At 39.6% G+C, this 15,021-nt stretch carries 13 protein-coding genes and 1 pseudogene; 7 read left to right on the top strand and 7 right to left on the bottom strand.

The genetic code is table 11. The features are described from left to right. Positions 1 to 90: 90 nt before the first annotated feature. Positions 91 to 2,028: an ATP-binding cassette domain-containing protein gene (locus FTT85_RS11765; protein ID WP_180050916.1), complete on the bottom strand. Its 1,938-nt coding sequence runs from the start codon at positions 2,026 to 2,028 to the stop codon at positions 91 to 93. 196 nt (positions 2,029 to 2,224) lie between these two features. On the opposite strand from FTT85_RS11765, the gene FTT85_RS11760 reads away from it, so the two are divergent. The 4 genes from FTT85_RS11760 to erpA all read left to right on the top strand — a co-directional run bounded on the left by FTT85_RS11760 (position 2,225) and on the right by erpA (position 6,176). Next, the gene (locus FTT85_RS11760; protein WP_180183615.1) at positions 2,225 to 3,229 is read left to right on the top strand and encodes a putative solute-binding protein; all 1,005 of its coding nucleotides are present in this window, start codon (positions 2,225 to 2,227) and stop codon (positions 3,227 to 3,229) included. A 256-nt stretch (positions 3,230 to 3,485) separates the two neighbouring features. Then, positions 3,486 to 4,496, top strand: coding sequence for a putative solute-binding protein (locus tag FTT85_RS11755; protein ID WP_180183614.1), 1,011 nt, complete (start codon positions 3,486 to 3,488; stop codon positions 4,494 to 4,496). 202 nt (positions 4,497 to 4,698) lie between these two features. Beyond that, positions 4,699 to 5,706, top strand: a complete 1,008-nt coding sequence (locus FTT85_RS11750) for a putative solute-binding protein (protein ID WP_180109501.1) — start codon at positions 4,699 to 4,701, stop codon at positions 5,704 to 5,706. A gap of 134 nt (positions 5,707 to 5,840) precedes the next feature. Next, on the top strand, positions 5,841 to 6,176 hold the full coding sequence (gene erpA, locus FTT85_RS11745; protein ID WP_078194440.1) for an iron-sulfur cluster insertion protein ErpA: 336 nt from the start codon (positions 5,841 to 5,843) through the stop codon (positions 6,174 to 6,176). Between the two features lie 68 nt (positions 6,177 to 6,244). On the opposite strand, the gene FTT85_RS11740 is transcribed toward erpA, so the two are convergent. The 4 genes from FTT85_RS11740 to grpE form a co-directional block, all read right to left on the bottom strand. Beyond that, positions 6,245 to 6,622, bottom strand: a complete 378-nt coding sequence (locus FTT85_RS11740; RefSeq protein WP_171263823.1) for a hypothetical protein — start codon at positions 6,620 to 6,622, stop codon at positions 6,245 to 6,247. A gap of 120 nt (positions 6,623 to 6,742) precedes the next feature. Beyond that, positions 6,743 to 7,660: a matrixin family metalloprotease gene (locus FTT85_RS11735; RefSeq protein WP_180183613.1), complete on the bottom strand. Its 918-nt coding sequence runs from the start codon at positions 7,658 to 7,660 to the stop codon at positions 6,743 to 6,745. Between the two features lie 639 nt (positions 7,661 to 8,299). Continuing rightward, positions 8,300 to 10,240 (bottom strand): molecular chaperone DnaK, encoded by a 1,941-nt coding sequence (dnaK, locus tag FTT85_RS11730; protein WP_078194438.1) that lies wholly within the window; start codon positions 10,238 to 10,240, stop codon positions 8,300 to 8,302. Between the two features lie 154 nt (positions 10,241 to 10,394). Next, a complete protein-coding gene (gene grpE, locus FTT85_RS11725; RefSeq protein WP_111885723.1) occupies positions 10,395 to 10,934 on the bottom strand; it encodes a nucleotide exchange factor GrpE in 540 nt (179 codons plus the stop codon). Positions 10,935 to 11,871: 937 nt separating this feature from the next. On the opposite strand from grpE, the gene FTT85_RS11720 reads away from it, so the two are divergent. Further along, positions 11,872 to 12,099, top strand: coding sequence for a hypothetical protein (locus tag FTT85_RS11720; RefSeq protein ID WP_257232155.1), 228 nt, complete (start codon positions 11,872 to 11,874; stop codon positions 12,097 to 12,099). Positions 12,100 to 12,280: 181 nt separating this feature from the next. On the opposite strand, the gene FTT85_RS11715 is transcribed toward FTT85_RS11720, so the two are convergent. Then, on the bottom strand, positions 12,281 to 12,850 hold the full coding sequence (locus tag FTT85_RS11715) for a hypothetical protein (protein ID WP_180183611.1): 570 nt from the start codon (positions 12,848 to 12,850) through the stop codon (positions 12,281 to 12,283). A 201-nt stretch (positions 12,851 to 13,051) separates the two neighbouring features. Between FTT85_RS11715 and FTT85_RS11710 the strand changes: the two genes are divergently transcribed. Continuing rightward, on the top strand, positions 13,052 to 14,122 hold the full coding sequence (locus FTT85_RS11710) for an alpha/beta hydrolase (protein ID WP_180027164.1): 1,071 nt from the start codon (positions 13,052 to 13,054) through the stop codon (positions 14,120 to 14,122). Positions 14,123 to 14,185: 63 nt separating this feature from the next. Here the strand turns inward: FTT85_RS11710 and FTT85_RS11705 are convergent, their stop codons facing one another. Further along, complete coding sequence (locus FTT85_RS11705) at positions 14,186 to 14,857, bottom strand: acetoacetate decarboxylase family protein (protein ID WP_180027167.1); 672 nt, start codon at positions 14,855 to 14,857, stop codon at positions 14,186 to 14,188. A gap of 77 nt (positions 14,858 to 14,934) precedes the next feature. Between FTT85_RS11705 and FTT85_RS11700 the strand changes: the two are divergent. Continuing rightward, positions 14,935 to 15,021 (top strand): annotated as a pseudogene (locus FTT85_RS11700) (IS1595 family transposase); the annotation flags it as partial.

Genomic DNA, 15,021 nt, shown 5'->3' with positions numbered 1-15,021 from the left:
CCGTGGAACATTTAAATTTCACGGCGATTGATTTTTTGAGCTTAAGTTAGGTTTTCTTAATAATGCAAATCTAGGGTTTTGCTTTTTAAATTAAGCTTCAAAACTACTTTCCATTTCTTCTAATTCCATCATTAATTCAAGCATTTGCTCTTCGACAGATTCAAGTTTGGCTTTTAATTCTGTTTGCTCATTCATTAGTTTGAGTAAGTCATCTTTACGACTGGCTTCATATAAAGCACTGTCTGCTAATAATTCCTCGATTTCGTTTAAGCGTGGCTGAATTTTGCTGATTTGCGCTTCATTTTTTTCAATGTTTTTACGAATCGGGCGGGTCAATTCACGCTGACGTGCAGCTTCTTTACGTTGCGCTTCTTTATCGACTTTGGAAATCGTCGGTTTAGTTTCAACTTGAGATTTGATGGGAGTCGGGGCTTGTTGACTATTTTTCATCATGTCGATCCGTGCTTGACGCAGCCAATCGGCATAAGCCACGAGGTCACCATCAAATTCGCGACATTTCCCATGATGTACCAATAATAATTCGTCACAAACACTGGCAATCAATTGACGTTCATGCGAAACCAAAACCACAGCGCCTTCAAAGTCTTGTAATGCCATAGTTAGCGCATGACGCATATCAAGGTCTAAATGGTTGGTCGGTTCATCTAGAATTAAAACATTGGGGCGCTGCCAAACAATCAAAGCTAAAGCCAATCGTGCTCGTTCACCGCCTGAAAATCCTTCACTTGGCGTATCCATGCGTTCGCCACTAAAACCAAAGCTACCTAAGAATGAACGTAATACCGCTTCACTGATTTTTTTGTCAGCGATTCGAGATAATTGCAACATTGGGCTGGCATTGCCATCTAGAGCATCCATTTGATGCTGTGCAAAATAGCCAATATTTAACAGTTCCGAGGCTTTGCGCGTCCCTTGTAATAAGGGAAGGTCACCAACCAAGGATTTAATTAAGGTTGATTTACCCGCACCATTCATTCCCAGTAAACCAATACGACTGTTTGGGGTAATCTGTAAATTCACATTGGTGGCAATCAGTTTGTCACCATAGCCAATATCGACATGTTCCATTTGTAACAGCGGCGAGCTCATTTTGGTTGGCTCACGGAAACTAAAGGTAAATGGCGTATCGACATGCGCGGCAGAAAGTTCCTGCATACGTTCTAATTGTTTAATACGGCTTTGAGCCTGCTTAGCTTTAGTCGCTTTGGCTTTAAAACGGTCAATAAATTTTTGGAGATGCGCACGAGTTTCGAGTTGTTTTTCATAGGCTTGTTGTTGTTGTGCCAAGCGCTCAGAACGGGTGCGTTCAAAGGTTGAATAGTTACCGGTGTAAAGCGTCAGCTCTTGATTTTCGATGTGTAAAATATGATCAGTCACCGCATCTAAGAAATCACGGTCATGTGAAATTAAGATCAGTGTGCCTTCGTAAGCTTTTAACCAATCTTCTAACCACAAAATCGCATCTAAGTCTAAGTGGTTGGTTGGCTCATCGAGTAATAACAGGTCAGAACGGCTCATCAGGGTACGCGCAAGGTTTAAACGCATACGCCAACCACCTGAAAAGCTTGAAACATTGAGCTGGGACTGATGTTCAAAGAATCCCAGGCCAGCCATCAGCTGTGAGGCTTTGGATGGAGCTGTATAGCCATGGATTTCATCAAATCGGCCATATAAGTGTGCCAATGCTTCATTGTCTAATTGTTCTGGATGTTCAAGTTTATGTTGTATATCCCAATATTCCTCATCGCCTGAAAGAACGAAATCAATCGCTTTCATATCGAGTGCTTTGATTTCTTGTGCCATATGAGCGACGGTCCATACTGCAGGACGAGTTAAGGATCCGCCATCAGATTCCATTCCACCTAAAAGCGCAGAAAAAAGAGTCGATTTACCCGCACCATTTACACCGGTTAAGCCGATTTTCCAGCCTGGATGCAATTGCATAGATGCTTTTTGAAATAAAACACGCCCACCGCGACGAATGGAAAGTTGGTCTAACTGAATCATGGAACTAACTAAACAAGAAGAATGTGGGGCTATTCTAATGGATGGCTTTGCAAAAGAAAAAACAAAGCATCGCAACCATCTGAAAAAATGTGACAGATTCCACGTATTTAGGTGTATTGAACGGGCTTTAGTATTAAAAAAATATTTCAAGTTATTGTTTTAAATGGATTAATAAAACATATTGGGAATATAAGAAATGAGAAAAGGAATTTTAATTTTATCGCTTCTTTCAGGTGTGATGTCTGCACAAAGCTATGCCAATCAGAAGGTTTGTGTGTTCGATTTACTTGGAAAAGCGGGGGAATCTTATAAGCTGATGGAAGAGTGGTCTCTGGCCAGTAAGGCATGGGGAGCACAAGTTCAACTGATTTCATATCAAGATGAATCCAAAGTCGATAAAGATTTTAAAGAAGGGAAATGTGACGCATTTTATATGACCTCGATGCGGGCACGTGCGTATAACAAATTTGCCGGTTCGATTGATGCCATTGGCGGTGTACCGAACAATACTATCGCACAAAAAGCCATTACCTATGTCTTAGATAAGCGGAACAGTAAGCGACTGATTACCAATTCAGGTAAAGATAGTTATGAAGTGGCAGGGATTGGGCAAATTGGTTCAGCCTATATTTTTGTCCGTGATCGCAATATCAATAATTTAGAAAAAGCTGAAGGTAAAAAATTTGCCATTTTGCATTATGACTATGCGCAAAAAGAGATGGTCGACCGTGTCGGCGCTGTGCCAGTCATGTCGGAAATTTCCAATTTTATTCGCAAATTTAATCAGGCCGAAGTTGAAATTGTGGCTGCGCCGGCTTATGCCTTTAAGCCACTCGAAATTTCAAAAGGCTTAGGCACTACCGGGGCGATGGTGAATTTTCCTGTGGTGAATGTCACGGCAGACCTGATTATTCGTAACAATAAATTCCCAGATGGTTTTGCTGAACCCTCTCGGCAATGGTTCGTTAAACAATTACCGAAAAGTTTTGCCATGGTAAAACGCATGGAAGCTGAAATTCCTGCCAAATATAAGATGAATCTCAGCAAATATGATCAGTTGAAATATCAGAAAATTTTGCGTGAAGGACGGATGGATTTAACCAAACAAGGAATCTACGACTCCACCATGATGACGGTACTGAAAAAAGCACGTTGTACGATTGAGCGAACCAATTTTGAGTGTTCAGTGGCGGGTGAATAAGCTTTTTTCTGTATTTCTTTGTAAAGTTTCATAAAAAGGCTGTAAATGCAAAAAGCCTTTTTTGCATACAACATGATGATTATATTTATAATTTTGCCTTAAATAAAAAAGTGATATTAATCACAAAAAAACAGAATGTGCCAAAATGACATAAATAAATGGAGTAAATGCTCTATTTTTTTTAAATTAACTTGCTTAATATCGGCGTTGTGTAAGGACACCTCTGAACCATAAAAAGATTTGAAAGGAAAATAGAATGAAAAAAACGCTCCTATCATTGGCTACATTTGCTGCAATTGGCTTTGCTGGTTCAGCTCAGGCAGCAAAAGTAGATATCTGTGTATTTGACTTACTGGGTAAGTCAGGCGAGTCATATCAAATGGCTCAGGAATGGGCGCTTGCAGCAAAAGGCTGGGGTGCTGAAATTAACTTAATTCCGCGTCAAGACGAAGCAGTAGCCGACAATGACTTTAAAGCAGGTAAATGTGACGGCGTATTTATGACGGCGATGCGTGCCCGTCAGTACAATAAATTTGCAGGCTCTATTGATGCGGTGGGTGGCGCACCGAGCAATGCGATTGCGCAACGTGCGATTACCTTTGCATTAGACCAACGTAATGCTGCAAAAATGGTTAGTAACCTAGGTGGTAAAAAATACGAAGTGGCGGGTATTGCCCCACTGGGTTCAGCATTCATCTTTGTCAAAGACAAGAAAATTGACTCAATTGAAAAAGCAGCAGGTAAAAAGTTTGCAGTATTAGGCTATGACGAAGCACAAAAAATTATGGTGCAACGTGTCGGCGCTCAAGCTGTGATTTCAGATGTATCTAACTTTGTGGCGAAGTTTAATAATGGTCAGGTGGATATGGTGGGTGCGCCTGCATATGCCTACAAACCATTAGAGATCTATAAAGGTTTAGGTACCAATGGTGCGATGTTTAACTTCCCAGTTCTACAAGTGACTGCGGACTTTATTATTCGTCCTGATCAGTTCCCAGCTGGCTTTGGTCAAAAATCTCGTGATTGGTTTGTGAAACACTTACCGAAGAGTATCGCGATGATTAACCGTCTAGAAGCGGGTATTCCTGCGAAATATAAACTTAACCTAAGTGCAGAAGATAAAACCAAATATCAAAAATTACTGCGTGAAGGTCGTATGGATATGACGAAACGTGGCATTTATGATGCAGGAATGATGTCTGTATTGAAAAAGGCACGTTGTTCTGTCGATAAAGCCAATTTTGAATGTTCACTTGGCGGCGAATAAGCTGATATTTAAAGAAAAAAGTCTGGATTTATCCAGGCTTTTTTTTGCAAATTTATAGGTCATTCTCGCCATTGAGTCAGCAAAATATTCAGGTAATCTAAATTAAAATCGAGGGCTGTGAGTCAATTGAATCGAACTCAGCATGACCCAAAATTAAAAAATGGTTAAAAACAAAAACAGTAAAAAAACAAGGAAAGTCAGTATGAAACAATGGACAAAGGCATTGAGCGTTGCTGCTGCATTAATGGCGGTGACTGGCGTAGCTCAAGCGAAGCAAGTGGTGTGTGTATTTGATTTGGTGGGTAAAAATGGTGATGTTTTTACCCTGATGAAGGATTATCAATTGGCAGCAAAAAACTGGGGCGCAGACATTGAGCTCCGCGTCGGTCAAAATGAAGCGGTGATTGCAGAAGATTTTAAAGCAGGGAAATGTGATGGGATCAGCGTCACCGGTATGCGTGGCCGCCAATTCAACAATTTTACCGGTTCTTTAGATGCGATTGGTGCAATTCCAGATTTGAAATTGGCCGTAAAAATTATGCAAGGTCTTGCGAGTCCAACGTTTGCTAAAAGCATGGTCAATAGTAAATATGAAGTGGCAGGTGTGATACCTGTTGGTGATGCCTACCTGTTGGTGAATGATCGTAGTATCAATACTGTCGCTAAAGCCGCAGGTAAAAAAATTGCGGTGCTTGATTATGATGAAGCGCAGAAAATTATGGTGCAGCAGGTCGGGGCTCAAGCGGTCAGTGCCGATGTAACCAATTTTGGCGCTAAATTTAACAATGGTCAGGTGGATATTATTGGTGCTCCTGCAGCTGTGTTCAAACCATTAGAATTACACAAAGGTTTAGGCAGCAAAGGCGCAATCGTCAATTATCCAATTTTACAAGTGACGGGAAATATCATTATTCGCCCAGATAAATTCCCAGCAGGTTATGGGCAAAAATCACGTGATTGGGTCAAAACACAATTACCTCGTGCATTCACGATTTTAGGCAAAATGAAGTCAGAAATTCCAGCCAAATATTGGATGGATGTTCCAACTGCAGACAAAGCTGGTTATCAAAAAATGATGCGTGAAGCGCGTATCGATTTGACTAAACGTGGTATCTACGACAAGCGAATGATGAAACTATTATGGCAATTCCGCTGTAAACAAGACCCTAAAAACTTCGAATGCGCATTACAGGAAGAAAACTATAAATAAGTTTTAAATGAATCTTGAGAAAAATACTCTGATTTAACTTTAAACTGTTAAGACTGACCATATATTGAGTATGTTATACTTGAAATATGGTCTTTTCTTTTTAAAGACACCCCAATGACTCAGAGGAATCCATCATGAATGCTCAAGCACTTGTGCTGACTGACAATGCTGCCAATAAAGTACGCCAATTGCGTGAGAGTGAAGGTAATCAAGACCTTATGTTACGTGTATATGTGACTGGTGGTGGTTGTTCAGGTTTCTCATATGGATTTAATTTTGCTGAAAGCCAAAACGAAGATGATGCTGAATTTATCAATGGTGATGTGAAGATGTTGGTTGATTCACTGAGCTATCAATATTTAGTTGGTTCAACAGTCGACTATATTGAAGGTCTTGAAGGTTCTCGATTTGTGGTTCAAAACCCGAATGCGACAACCACGTGTGGATGTGGATCTTCATTCTCGATCTAATCGCGATGATGAATTGAGCCATAAAAAAGCCCTCATTTAGAGGGCTTTTTTAATGTTTAAAATCGATATTAGGCTTCAAATTTTAGTGCTTCTAATAGATCTAAAATTACGGTAGTCACGTCTTGAGTCAATTGATAATTATTAAAAATTTCATATGCCGTAATGGTGACATCGGTATCACTCGGAAGCAGGCGTTGTTCTTCTTCGATGAGGTCACGGATCGGCAATAGGGTTTGTTTGACCTGTAAATGCAAGACATCTTTAAACTCAAGATTTTCGTCTTCGAGCTCAATTAATTGCTCATTAAAAAAGGGTAAAAGTACCGCATGGAGATAAGGTTGAATGTCTGTAATATCAAAAATCTCAATATCACGGGTTTGTTCAATCGTGCTGATGTGGTCATTCACTTCAATTAAGATATGGTAGTAACTCACATTGCTCTCCACGTAAGATGTCATTGATATAAGGGATTTATTGCAAATCAACAATAACATGAAATGCTAATTATTGTTGGTGAATCCTGAAATATCCTTATAAATTGTATGGTTTTTTATGCTCAGGGCACACTAGCGATAATACAGTAAGCTTTGGTCTGCTGGCATCAGTTTAAAGTTTTCTAATTGTTGCGCGCCCAAGATTGGGTACATTAATGCAGCAGGGTCATTATGGTGAGATAAGCCGAGAGCATGTCCGAGTTCGTGGGCAAGGGTGAGGCGTAAATCATCTTCGGCATCAAATTGATAAATCTGAATCTGATCTCCCATAAAGACACCTTTATGAAACTCTCGTGCAGGAAAGCGCTGACTGGCTTGTATCACGCCTGCATTATATTGATCAATTTGCTGGTTATAGCTTGAGACTTGTTGGTTAAATTGATCATTTTGCTGATTAAATCGATCTATTTCTTGGTCTAATAGCATTGCTTGTGCTTTGACTTGCGCAAGTTCTCTTTCAACGCGTTGCATGTTGGGGCCTTGCGCATGCTCGATTCGGCTCCAACCCATACGTTCTTGCGACAGTTGTACTATTTCAGCACGGATCATGGCTTGTTTTGATCGGAGCTGTTGCTCATTCATCTCCAGACCTTTTCTCGAATTTGCTAAGTTCTCGGCATATAAATCATTACGGGCTTTATCTGCGGCTAAGGTCTTTTGGACTTGCTTATAGGCATTGTATTGTTCTTGGCGGTCATCATAAATTAGATGGATCGCCAGTTGTGCATCTGGGTCATAGATAAATAACGGTTTGAGCGTCCCTTTATGCCATATCTCTGCAGCCTCTTGGCTAAGTTGGATCACCTGTTGCTGGGTTAAACCAAAGCGTGGGTCGACGTCTGCAACACGAAAGCGTAATCGTGTGTCAAAAGGATGGGAAATTCGATCCCACGCAGAATTAAAGCGAAGCTGTGGATGGGATTTAACTTGAAACTGTAAATAAGCTAAATACAGTATCCCCACTGTTATGAGTGCTGAGACAAAGCGCATAGTAAATGAACACAATAATAGGGGTTTAATTTAGCTTGAATTTTGTCCACGTCATAGTCAAATATATACCATCTTGAAATTTTAGCGTTGTCTTAACAATAGCATTACGCTTTTTTTCCAGTTAATTTGGCTGGTAAATTGGATTTATAAATAAGAATGAATCCTATAGAGATAAATATGAAAAAAACCAATTCAATGAGATATTTGAAATTAAATCCATATTCTTTAACGTGTTCCAAACTATAGATCGATATTTCGAGTTTAAAACATTGAGCTAATGTATAAAAAATAATGCCGATAAATAGTGAGATAAATCCTAAGCTCCATGTGTAGCGCTGCTGAATATTAAACATATATAAAATTAGGCAACTTATGAGGAGTCCAAGTGTGAAGGCCGCATCAAGCCCCAAAAATTGTAGATAATTGAGAGGGGATAATAGTATGTTTGAAGGCAGAATGATTAATAGATTACCCATCGGATAATGAAACATCACGGACATTCCCGCAGCTAAGAGCAAAAGCTTGATAAAATTTTTCATGTAAATTATGTTTTATTTTAAAGATAATGAAAAATAACATAAAAAACCGCGCTTTCGCGCGGTCTTTTTGAGCTTTGAAAAACTCGGTTAAAGCGACAAATTATTTTTTGTCATCTTTAACTTCAGTGAACTCAGCATCTACAACGCCGTCATCTGCTTTTTGAGCTTGACCTTCAGCGCCTTGGAAAGCGTTAGGATCAAAACCTTCAGCACCGCCTTGACCTTGTGCAGCTTCATAAGCACGTTGAGTGATCGGCATAATGATGTTTTGAAGTGCTTCAGTTTTCGCTTTGATTGCATCTACATCGTTTTCTTTAGTCGCTGCTTCGAGCTCAGCTACAGCAGCATCGATTGCAGATTTCTCATCAGCAGTTACCTGTTCACCAAGATCTTTTACTGCTTTTTGAGCAGAAGAAACAAGTGCATCAGCTTCGTTACGTGCTTTCGCTAATTCTTCAAATTTACGATCTTCTTCAGCATTCGCTTCAGCATCTTTGATCATCGCTTCAATTTCAGCATCGCTCAAACCAGAGTTAGCTTTAATTTGAATGGATTGCTCTTTACCTGTGCTCTTATCTTTTGCAGATACTTTCAAGATACCATCAGCGTTGATGTCGAAAGATACTTCAATTTGTGGCACACCACGTGGAGCAGGTGGGATATCGCCTAATTGGAAGTTACCTAACAATTTGTTTTGTTGAGCCATTTTACGTTCACCTTGGTAAACTGAAATGTCTACAGCAGGTTGGTTGTCAGCAGCAGTTGAGAACACTTGAGATTTCTTCGCAGGAATCGTGGTGTTTTTCTCGATGATTGCTGTTAACACGCCACCCATTGTTTCGATACCAAGAGTCAATGGAGTTACGTCAAGAAGAAGTACGTCAGTTTTATCACCTGAAAGTACTGCACCTTGAATCGCAGCACCCATCGCTACAGCTTCATCTGGGTTCACGTCTTTACGTGGCTCACGGCCGAAGAACTCTTGTACTTTTTGTTGTACAAGTGGCATACGAGACTGACCACCCACCAAGATTACGTCAGAGATGTCAGAGGTTGAAAGACCTGCATCTTTAAGTGCAATCTTACATGGTTCAATTGTACGAGCAACCAATTCAGCAACTAAACCTTCAAGTTTAGAGCGAGTCACGTTGATCACTAAGTGTTTAGGACCAGTCGCATCTGCTGTGATGTATGGAAGGTTGATTTCTGTTGCATTCGAAGAAGAAAGCTCGATTTTTGCTTTTTCAGCAGCTTCTTTTAAACGTTGAAGTGCAAGCGGATCTTGTTTCAAGTTTACGCTTTGTTCTTTCTTGAACTCTTCAACCAAGTATTCAATTAATGCATTATCGAAGTCTTCACCACCAAGGAATGTATCACCGTTTGTAGACAATACTTCGATTTGTTGGTCGCCATCAAGGTCAGCGATTTCAATGATTGATACGTCGAAAGTACCACCACCTAAGTCGTAAACCGCAACTTTACGGTCGCCTTCTTTTTTGTCCATACCGAACGCAAGTGCAGCAGCCGTTGGTTCGTTGATGATACGTTTAACATCTAAACCAGCAATTTTACCTGCATCTTTAGTCGCTTGACGTTGAGCATCGTTAAAGTACGCAGGAACAGTAATTACCGCTTCAGTTACTGTTTCACCAAGGTAGTCTTCAGCTGTTTTTTTCATCTTTTTCAAGATTTCAGCAGAGATTTGTTGTGGTGCAAGTTTCTTGTCGTTTACATCAACCCAAGCATCGCCATTGTCAGCTTTGATGATTTTGTAAGGTACAAGGCCGATATCTTTTTGCACAGCTTGGTCTTGGTACTTACGACCGATCAAACGTTTGATTGCAAATAATGTGTTTTTAGGGTTAGTCACTGCTTGACGCTTAGCAGATTGACCGACAAGGATCTCGCCATCTTTATACGCAATAATAGATGGGGTTGTACGAGCGCCTTCAGCGTTGTCGATTACTTTTACTTTGTCGCCTTCAAGTACTGCTACGCAAGAGTTTGTAGTACCTAAGTCAATACCAATGATTTTCGCCATTTGGATGTTTCCTCTAAAATTCTTTTATTCCCAAACTCTTCCCTTTCTCAAAGGGAAATAAAAAGGGATTTACTTGTTATCCGATATGAGAGCCAATCAAAAAATTTCAAGTAATATTGGTTAAAATTTTTAATTCGTCTCAGAAAATTTGGGTTTATGCACCAACCATAACCATAGCTGGACGTAATAGACGACCGTTTAAGCTATAGCCTTTTTGCAATACTGTCCCAATTTCATTCGATTTGGCATTTGGATCGATGCCCACAGCTTGGTGAAGATCTGCATTGAAACCATTTGCAGTATCCACAGCAACCACACCAAATTTTTCTAAAGTGCTGAGCAATGATTTCAGTGTAAGTTCTACACCTTCAGATAAACCTGATTTTTCATCACCTGCCGCAGCAATCGCGCGTTCAAGGTTATCAACTGACTCAAGCAATTGTTTTGCAAATTTTTCCAGCACAGTATCTTTATGCTTTTCAGATTCGCGTTGAATGCGTTCTACACTTTTTTGCGCTTCATATACGGCATTTGCAGTACGTGCTTTTTCAAGTTTTAAGCTTTCTTCTAAATTGGTGATTTGTGCTTGTAAATCTTCAACTGAAACTTCAGCTTGCTCGTTTTCAGCTTGAGTTTGCTGTTCTGCTTGCTCTTGTTGAAGATCTTGAGCGTCTTGGTTTTGCTCAGTCGCCATTGATTTACTCCGTTTAAATGGGTTCTTAAACATGTTCAGTCCTTATAGCTGTGCGTTCAAACGACATCGATGCGTAACTGCCATGCGTTTTGAATTCATGATTAATAAAAGAAATCGGGGCAGGGGATAAAAATTCAAGCGAAGTCAGCGATTAAATGCAGTTTTTTATTCAAATAAATGGTTTTTCAGCAAAATATCGACTGCAAAATTAAATTCTATGAAAATATAAATTATTGATTTGAATGTATAATCATATTTTGATCGGATTTATAGATTTTCATCATAAATTTTAACGGTTTCTCTTTGTGCCTGAAAATTTGCATAATTTATCTATCGGAAGTGACCATATCCACTGGAGAGAGGGATATGGTGACTACCTCTAGATTTTAGAAACACTTTTCCATGCTGATTTCCCAAGAATCAGCATTTTTTTTGCCTCAAAAAATAGTGGTTAATATTTATACATAAAAACTCTTAGTATCAGTTTTATTAAATATTTCACAAAAAATGATCAGCACAGTATTCTTTGTTTCAGATTCTATCGCTGTAGTTTCTTAATTTATTTCAAATGTGTTTTTCATGGCCTGCTTCTCTCATAAGCAGGCTTTTTTTTGCATGAAATTTATAAAAACAGCCACTTAAGTAACTGAGTTGCAAGTTTTGTTGAACTTTGTTGTATTCAAAAGCTGTGATCACGCTTTATTCAAAATCATTTATATTTATTTTTTTAATAAAAAACAAAGCACTTGAGTTAAAAAAATGATGTAAAGCATTAAAATGAAAGAAAACCGCCTAATTAATAAAACATTTCATAAGCTGTACCGTGCCTCGTACAAAGTACAACTCAGAAGGTGGGAACTTCACAGAATTATTTTCCATTATGACTCGGGCAAAGTTGAGCTTTGCTTTTAATGATTCAATGAAGGAAATAATGAAGATGAAAAAAATTGGTTTATTCGCTGTCGCAGTTTTAGGTTTTGGTTTAGCTGCGGTAGGTTGTACTTCTCAAGAAACTGTAGAATCTCCAGAAACCGCACAAGTAACGTCTGCAACTGAAGCATCTGTAACGCCAGAGCAATCGGGTGCTGTGGTTCAAGCAGATCCATCAGCTCAAGGTGCTGAAGTTCAATCTGCGCCTGCACCACAACCTACAGTTCAGCAATAAGATTGTTTAATGCTCTCTGACCTGTAACAACAGGCAGTCAAGAATAGACAGAAGATAGGATGCCTCTTCTGTCTATTTTCTTTTCTATTGCTTTTTTTTACCTTTTCTATTTTTAGTGAACGAAAAAAAGCCCATCATGTAGATGAGCTTTTTACTTTTAACCGATCTGCAAAAACAACAATTAACGGCGATTTTCCCACGCGCGACGACGTTCTTCAGCCGCTTTACGTTGTTGATCTGATGCCTTTCTTAAATCTTGAATATTTTTTTTGCGCTCTTGCTCAATTTGTTTTCTACGATCTTGACTGGCTTTACGGCGCTGTTCTTCTAAGCGCTGACGCTCTTTGCTGACTTTTTGACGATCTTGTTCAGCACGTTTACGACGTTCAGCTTCAGAGTATTTACGCTGTTGCTCTAGACGTTGACGTTCGAGTTCGTTTTTACGACGATCCCACTCTTGTTGATTTTTACGATTCTGTTCCCAGTTACGCTGGTCAAGTTGCTGCTTTCTACGTTCGAGCTCTAAACGATTACGTTGTTGTTGCTGACGTTCCCATGTACGGCGGTCTTGTTCATAACGACTGTCGTAACGGCGATCATAACGATTATCATAGCGTCGATCATTATTATCATAACGGCGGTCATAACGTTGATCATAACGTCCATCGTAGTAACCATTTTCAGGGAATGCTACGCAGCCTACAGCCAAAAAAGCAGTCGCAAAAGACAGAAGGATGATCTTTTTAGCCATGGTGAGTATCCTTTATCGAGAATGGGTTAGCATAATCAACCCATAAAACTTGGGTAAATTGTCAATGACAACTCTATAAAAGAAGATTAGCTTAACTAGGTCTGTACTATGTATGTCGATGTTGAGACTTATATGTGAATATGGTCACATTTGACCTAGATCATGTAGAAAGTATGAAGAGCATAATTCGAAGGATAGAGCATGTTTGCATTGAATGAATCACTTAAAAATATGAAAGATAAAGGCCAAGGTACGGCTGCTCGGTTACTTGATCGTCTTCCTAACTTTGCCAAAGAAAGCCTCGCAAAACGTCTCGATTATCCGTTTATTTTTCCAGAATTAGATCCGCTGGTGAAATGCATGATGGCGGCTCAACTCAAGCAAGGTAAGTCAGGCTTTGTGACCGAAGACTATGTGAAGTCTCGTAAATTATTTGATTTACAGATGGAGTCGATCAAGACCAAGCCGACCTTTGTGAAACAAGTGCAAGATATACGTCTACCTTTACAAAGTGCAACGCTGTTTGCGCGTCATTATCATCCTGCTCCAAATAAAAAATTACCGATGATCGTGTTTTATCATGGTGGTGGTTTTGTGGTGGGTGGTTTAGACACGCATGATGAAGTTTGTCGTTTATTGGCTGTGCATGCCAAAACACAAGTTTTAAGTATTGATTATCCTTTAACACCAGAAGCCAGCCCAGCTCAATTAATGCAAAGTTGTGAAGATGCATTGGCTTGGACTTATCAAAATAGTCGTCAGTTTAAAATTCTAAAAAATCGAATTGCGGTGGCAGGGGATAGTGCAGGCGGCAATATTGCTACTGCGGTTGCACAGCGCAGTGCTCAAAAAGTTTTTGCCCCGCAAGCTCAACTATTAATTTACCCAGTAGTGGATTTCAAGAGTCGCCACCCATCTTTCTATGCTTATAAAGATGGTCTAGTTCTGACTGAAAAAGATATTGATGTCGTAACGGCTTTATATGCAGAACAACATGCAGTGGCCTTAGATGATCCATTAATTTCACCAACCTATGGAAAATTGGCAGGTATCGCACCGGCGTATATCGTGACAGCAGGGCATGACGTTTTACATGACGAAGGTGAAATTTATTCGCATAAACTCCGTCAGCAAGGGGTGAAAGTGTTTTATCAAGAATATACCGATCAAACCCATGGCTTTATTAACTTAACCCCGGTTTCGCACCGAGCTAAAAAATACGTGATCGAGATCAGTACGAAGTTCCGTAAATTTTGGGATAAACGTAGCTAATCATTCCTTTATATAAAGTAAACCCAGTGTTTCACGTGAAACACTGGGTTTTTATTTATTGGGTTATTTATCTTGGATTTTTGCAGCAGGAAAAACGAGGCTAAATTCTGGGATATAAAAGCTTTGCAATAATCGTGCTTCAGAAAAATTTGGAAAAATGTCCTGTGTGTTGTGCCATTCTACCTGTTTCAGTTTAGAGAGCCGTCCACGAAACTTCGGTGAAAATTGATAACGCTTACCTTCCCACGCTTGTCTGATTTGCAACATCGCTGCAGGGATATGATGACTATTAATATAGAAAGAACGCTGTGAACGTGATTTTTTTAAACGGATCTGCATTTTGTGTTGTTCAACTTCTATAGTACAGACCACTTCATTGTCATGTTGTTGCCATTCAAACTTTGCCAACTCTTTAGGAATACCCCAGAGTTTTTGACCATGAATGACAGAGATATCTGTCGAAACATAAATCTTAGGAATCGAACTTAACCTTTTCTTACTCCATAAAGGGTGATCTAAAATTAGCAATTCGTCATAAGGGCCCACAGGTGAATCATGGTATCGGACCAATAACACCTGAACCACACGACCTAAAGGCGATGTCGCTAAACGGAACATCTGCGCTTGTTGGATAAAACTCGGAGAGATCCAATAATTCAAAATAAAAGCATCGCCACGCAGTTGCCAAGGCGGTAAATGTGTCAATGCAGTGTCCGACGGTATTATTTGCGTCATCATTGTTCTCGTTTTAATAATGGCAGAATAATTACTTTGGCTCTAGACTAGCAAAATGATTATGTTAGTCTAGAATCATGATAGAAAACAGTAAATTAAGTCACTACAAGATTAAAAAAATTATTCAATGCTTTTGTGTTGATATTCCTGCTTCCAAAACAGCC

It is taken from the genome of Acinetobacter sp. YH01020, from assembly GCF_013420275.1.
GTDB lineage: Bacteria > Pseudomonadota > Gammaproteobacteria > Pseudomonadales > Moraxellaceae > Acinetobacter > Acinetobacter amyesii.
Note: the sequence above shows the minus strand (reverse complement) of the source record. Positions and strands in the feature narration are given on the sequence as shown.

Excerpts from the sequence above, each read along its gene's own strand:
- FTT85_RS11765 (WP_180050916.1), bottom strand. The coding sequence starts at position 2,028 with ATGATTCAGTTAGACCAACTTTCCATTCGTCGCGGTGGGCGTGTTTTA.
- FTT85_RS11760 (WP_180183615.1), top strand. The coding sequence starts at position 2,225 with ATGAGAAAAGGAATTTTAATTTTATCGCTTCTTTCAGGTGTGATGTCT.
- FTT85_RS11755 (WP_180183614.1), top strand. The coding sequence starts at position 3,486 with ATGAAAAAAACGCTCCTATCATTGGCTACATTTGCTGCAATTGGCTTT.
- FTT85_RS11750 (WP_180109501.1), top strand. The coding sequence starts at position 4,699 with ATGAAACAATGGACAAAGGCATTGAGCGTTGCTGCTGCATTAATGGCG.
- erpA (WP_078194440.1), top strand. The coding sequence starts at position 5,841 with ATGAATGCTCAAGCACTTGTGCTGACTGACAATGCTGCCAATAAAGTA.
- FTT85_RS11735 (WP_180183613.1), bottom strand. The coding sequence starts at position 7,660 with ATGCGCTTTGTCTCAGCACTCATAACAGTGGGGATACTGTATTTAGCT.
- dnaK (WP_078194438.1), bottom strand. The coding sequence starts at position 10,240 with ATGGCGAAAATCATTGGTATTGACTTAGGTACTACAAACTCTTGCGTA.
- grpE (WP_111885723.1), bottom strand. The coding sequence starts at position 10,934 with ATGGCGACTGAGCAAAACCAAGACGCTCAAGATCTTCAACAAGAGCAA.
- FTT85_RS11720 (WP_257232155.1), top strand. The coding sequence starts at position 11,872 with ATGAAAAAAATTGGTTTATTCGCTGTCGCAGTTTTAGGTTTTGGTTTA.
- FTT85_RS11715 (WP_180183611.1), bottom strand. The coding sequence starts at position 12,850 with ATGGCTAAAAAGATCATCCTTCTGTCTTTTGCGACTGCTTTTTTGGCT.
- FTT85_RS11710 (WP_180027164.1), top strand. The coding sequence starts at position 13,052 with ATGTTTGCATTGAATGAATCACTTAAAAATATGAAAGATAAAGGCCAA.
- FTT85_RS11705 (WP_180027167.1), bottom strand. The coding sequence starts at position 14,857 with ATGACGCAAATAATACCGTCGGACACTGCATTGACACATTTACCGCCT.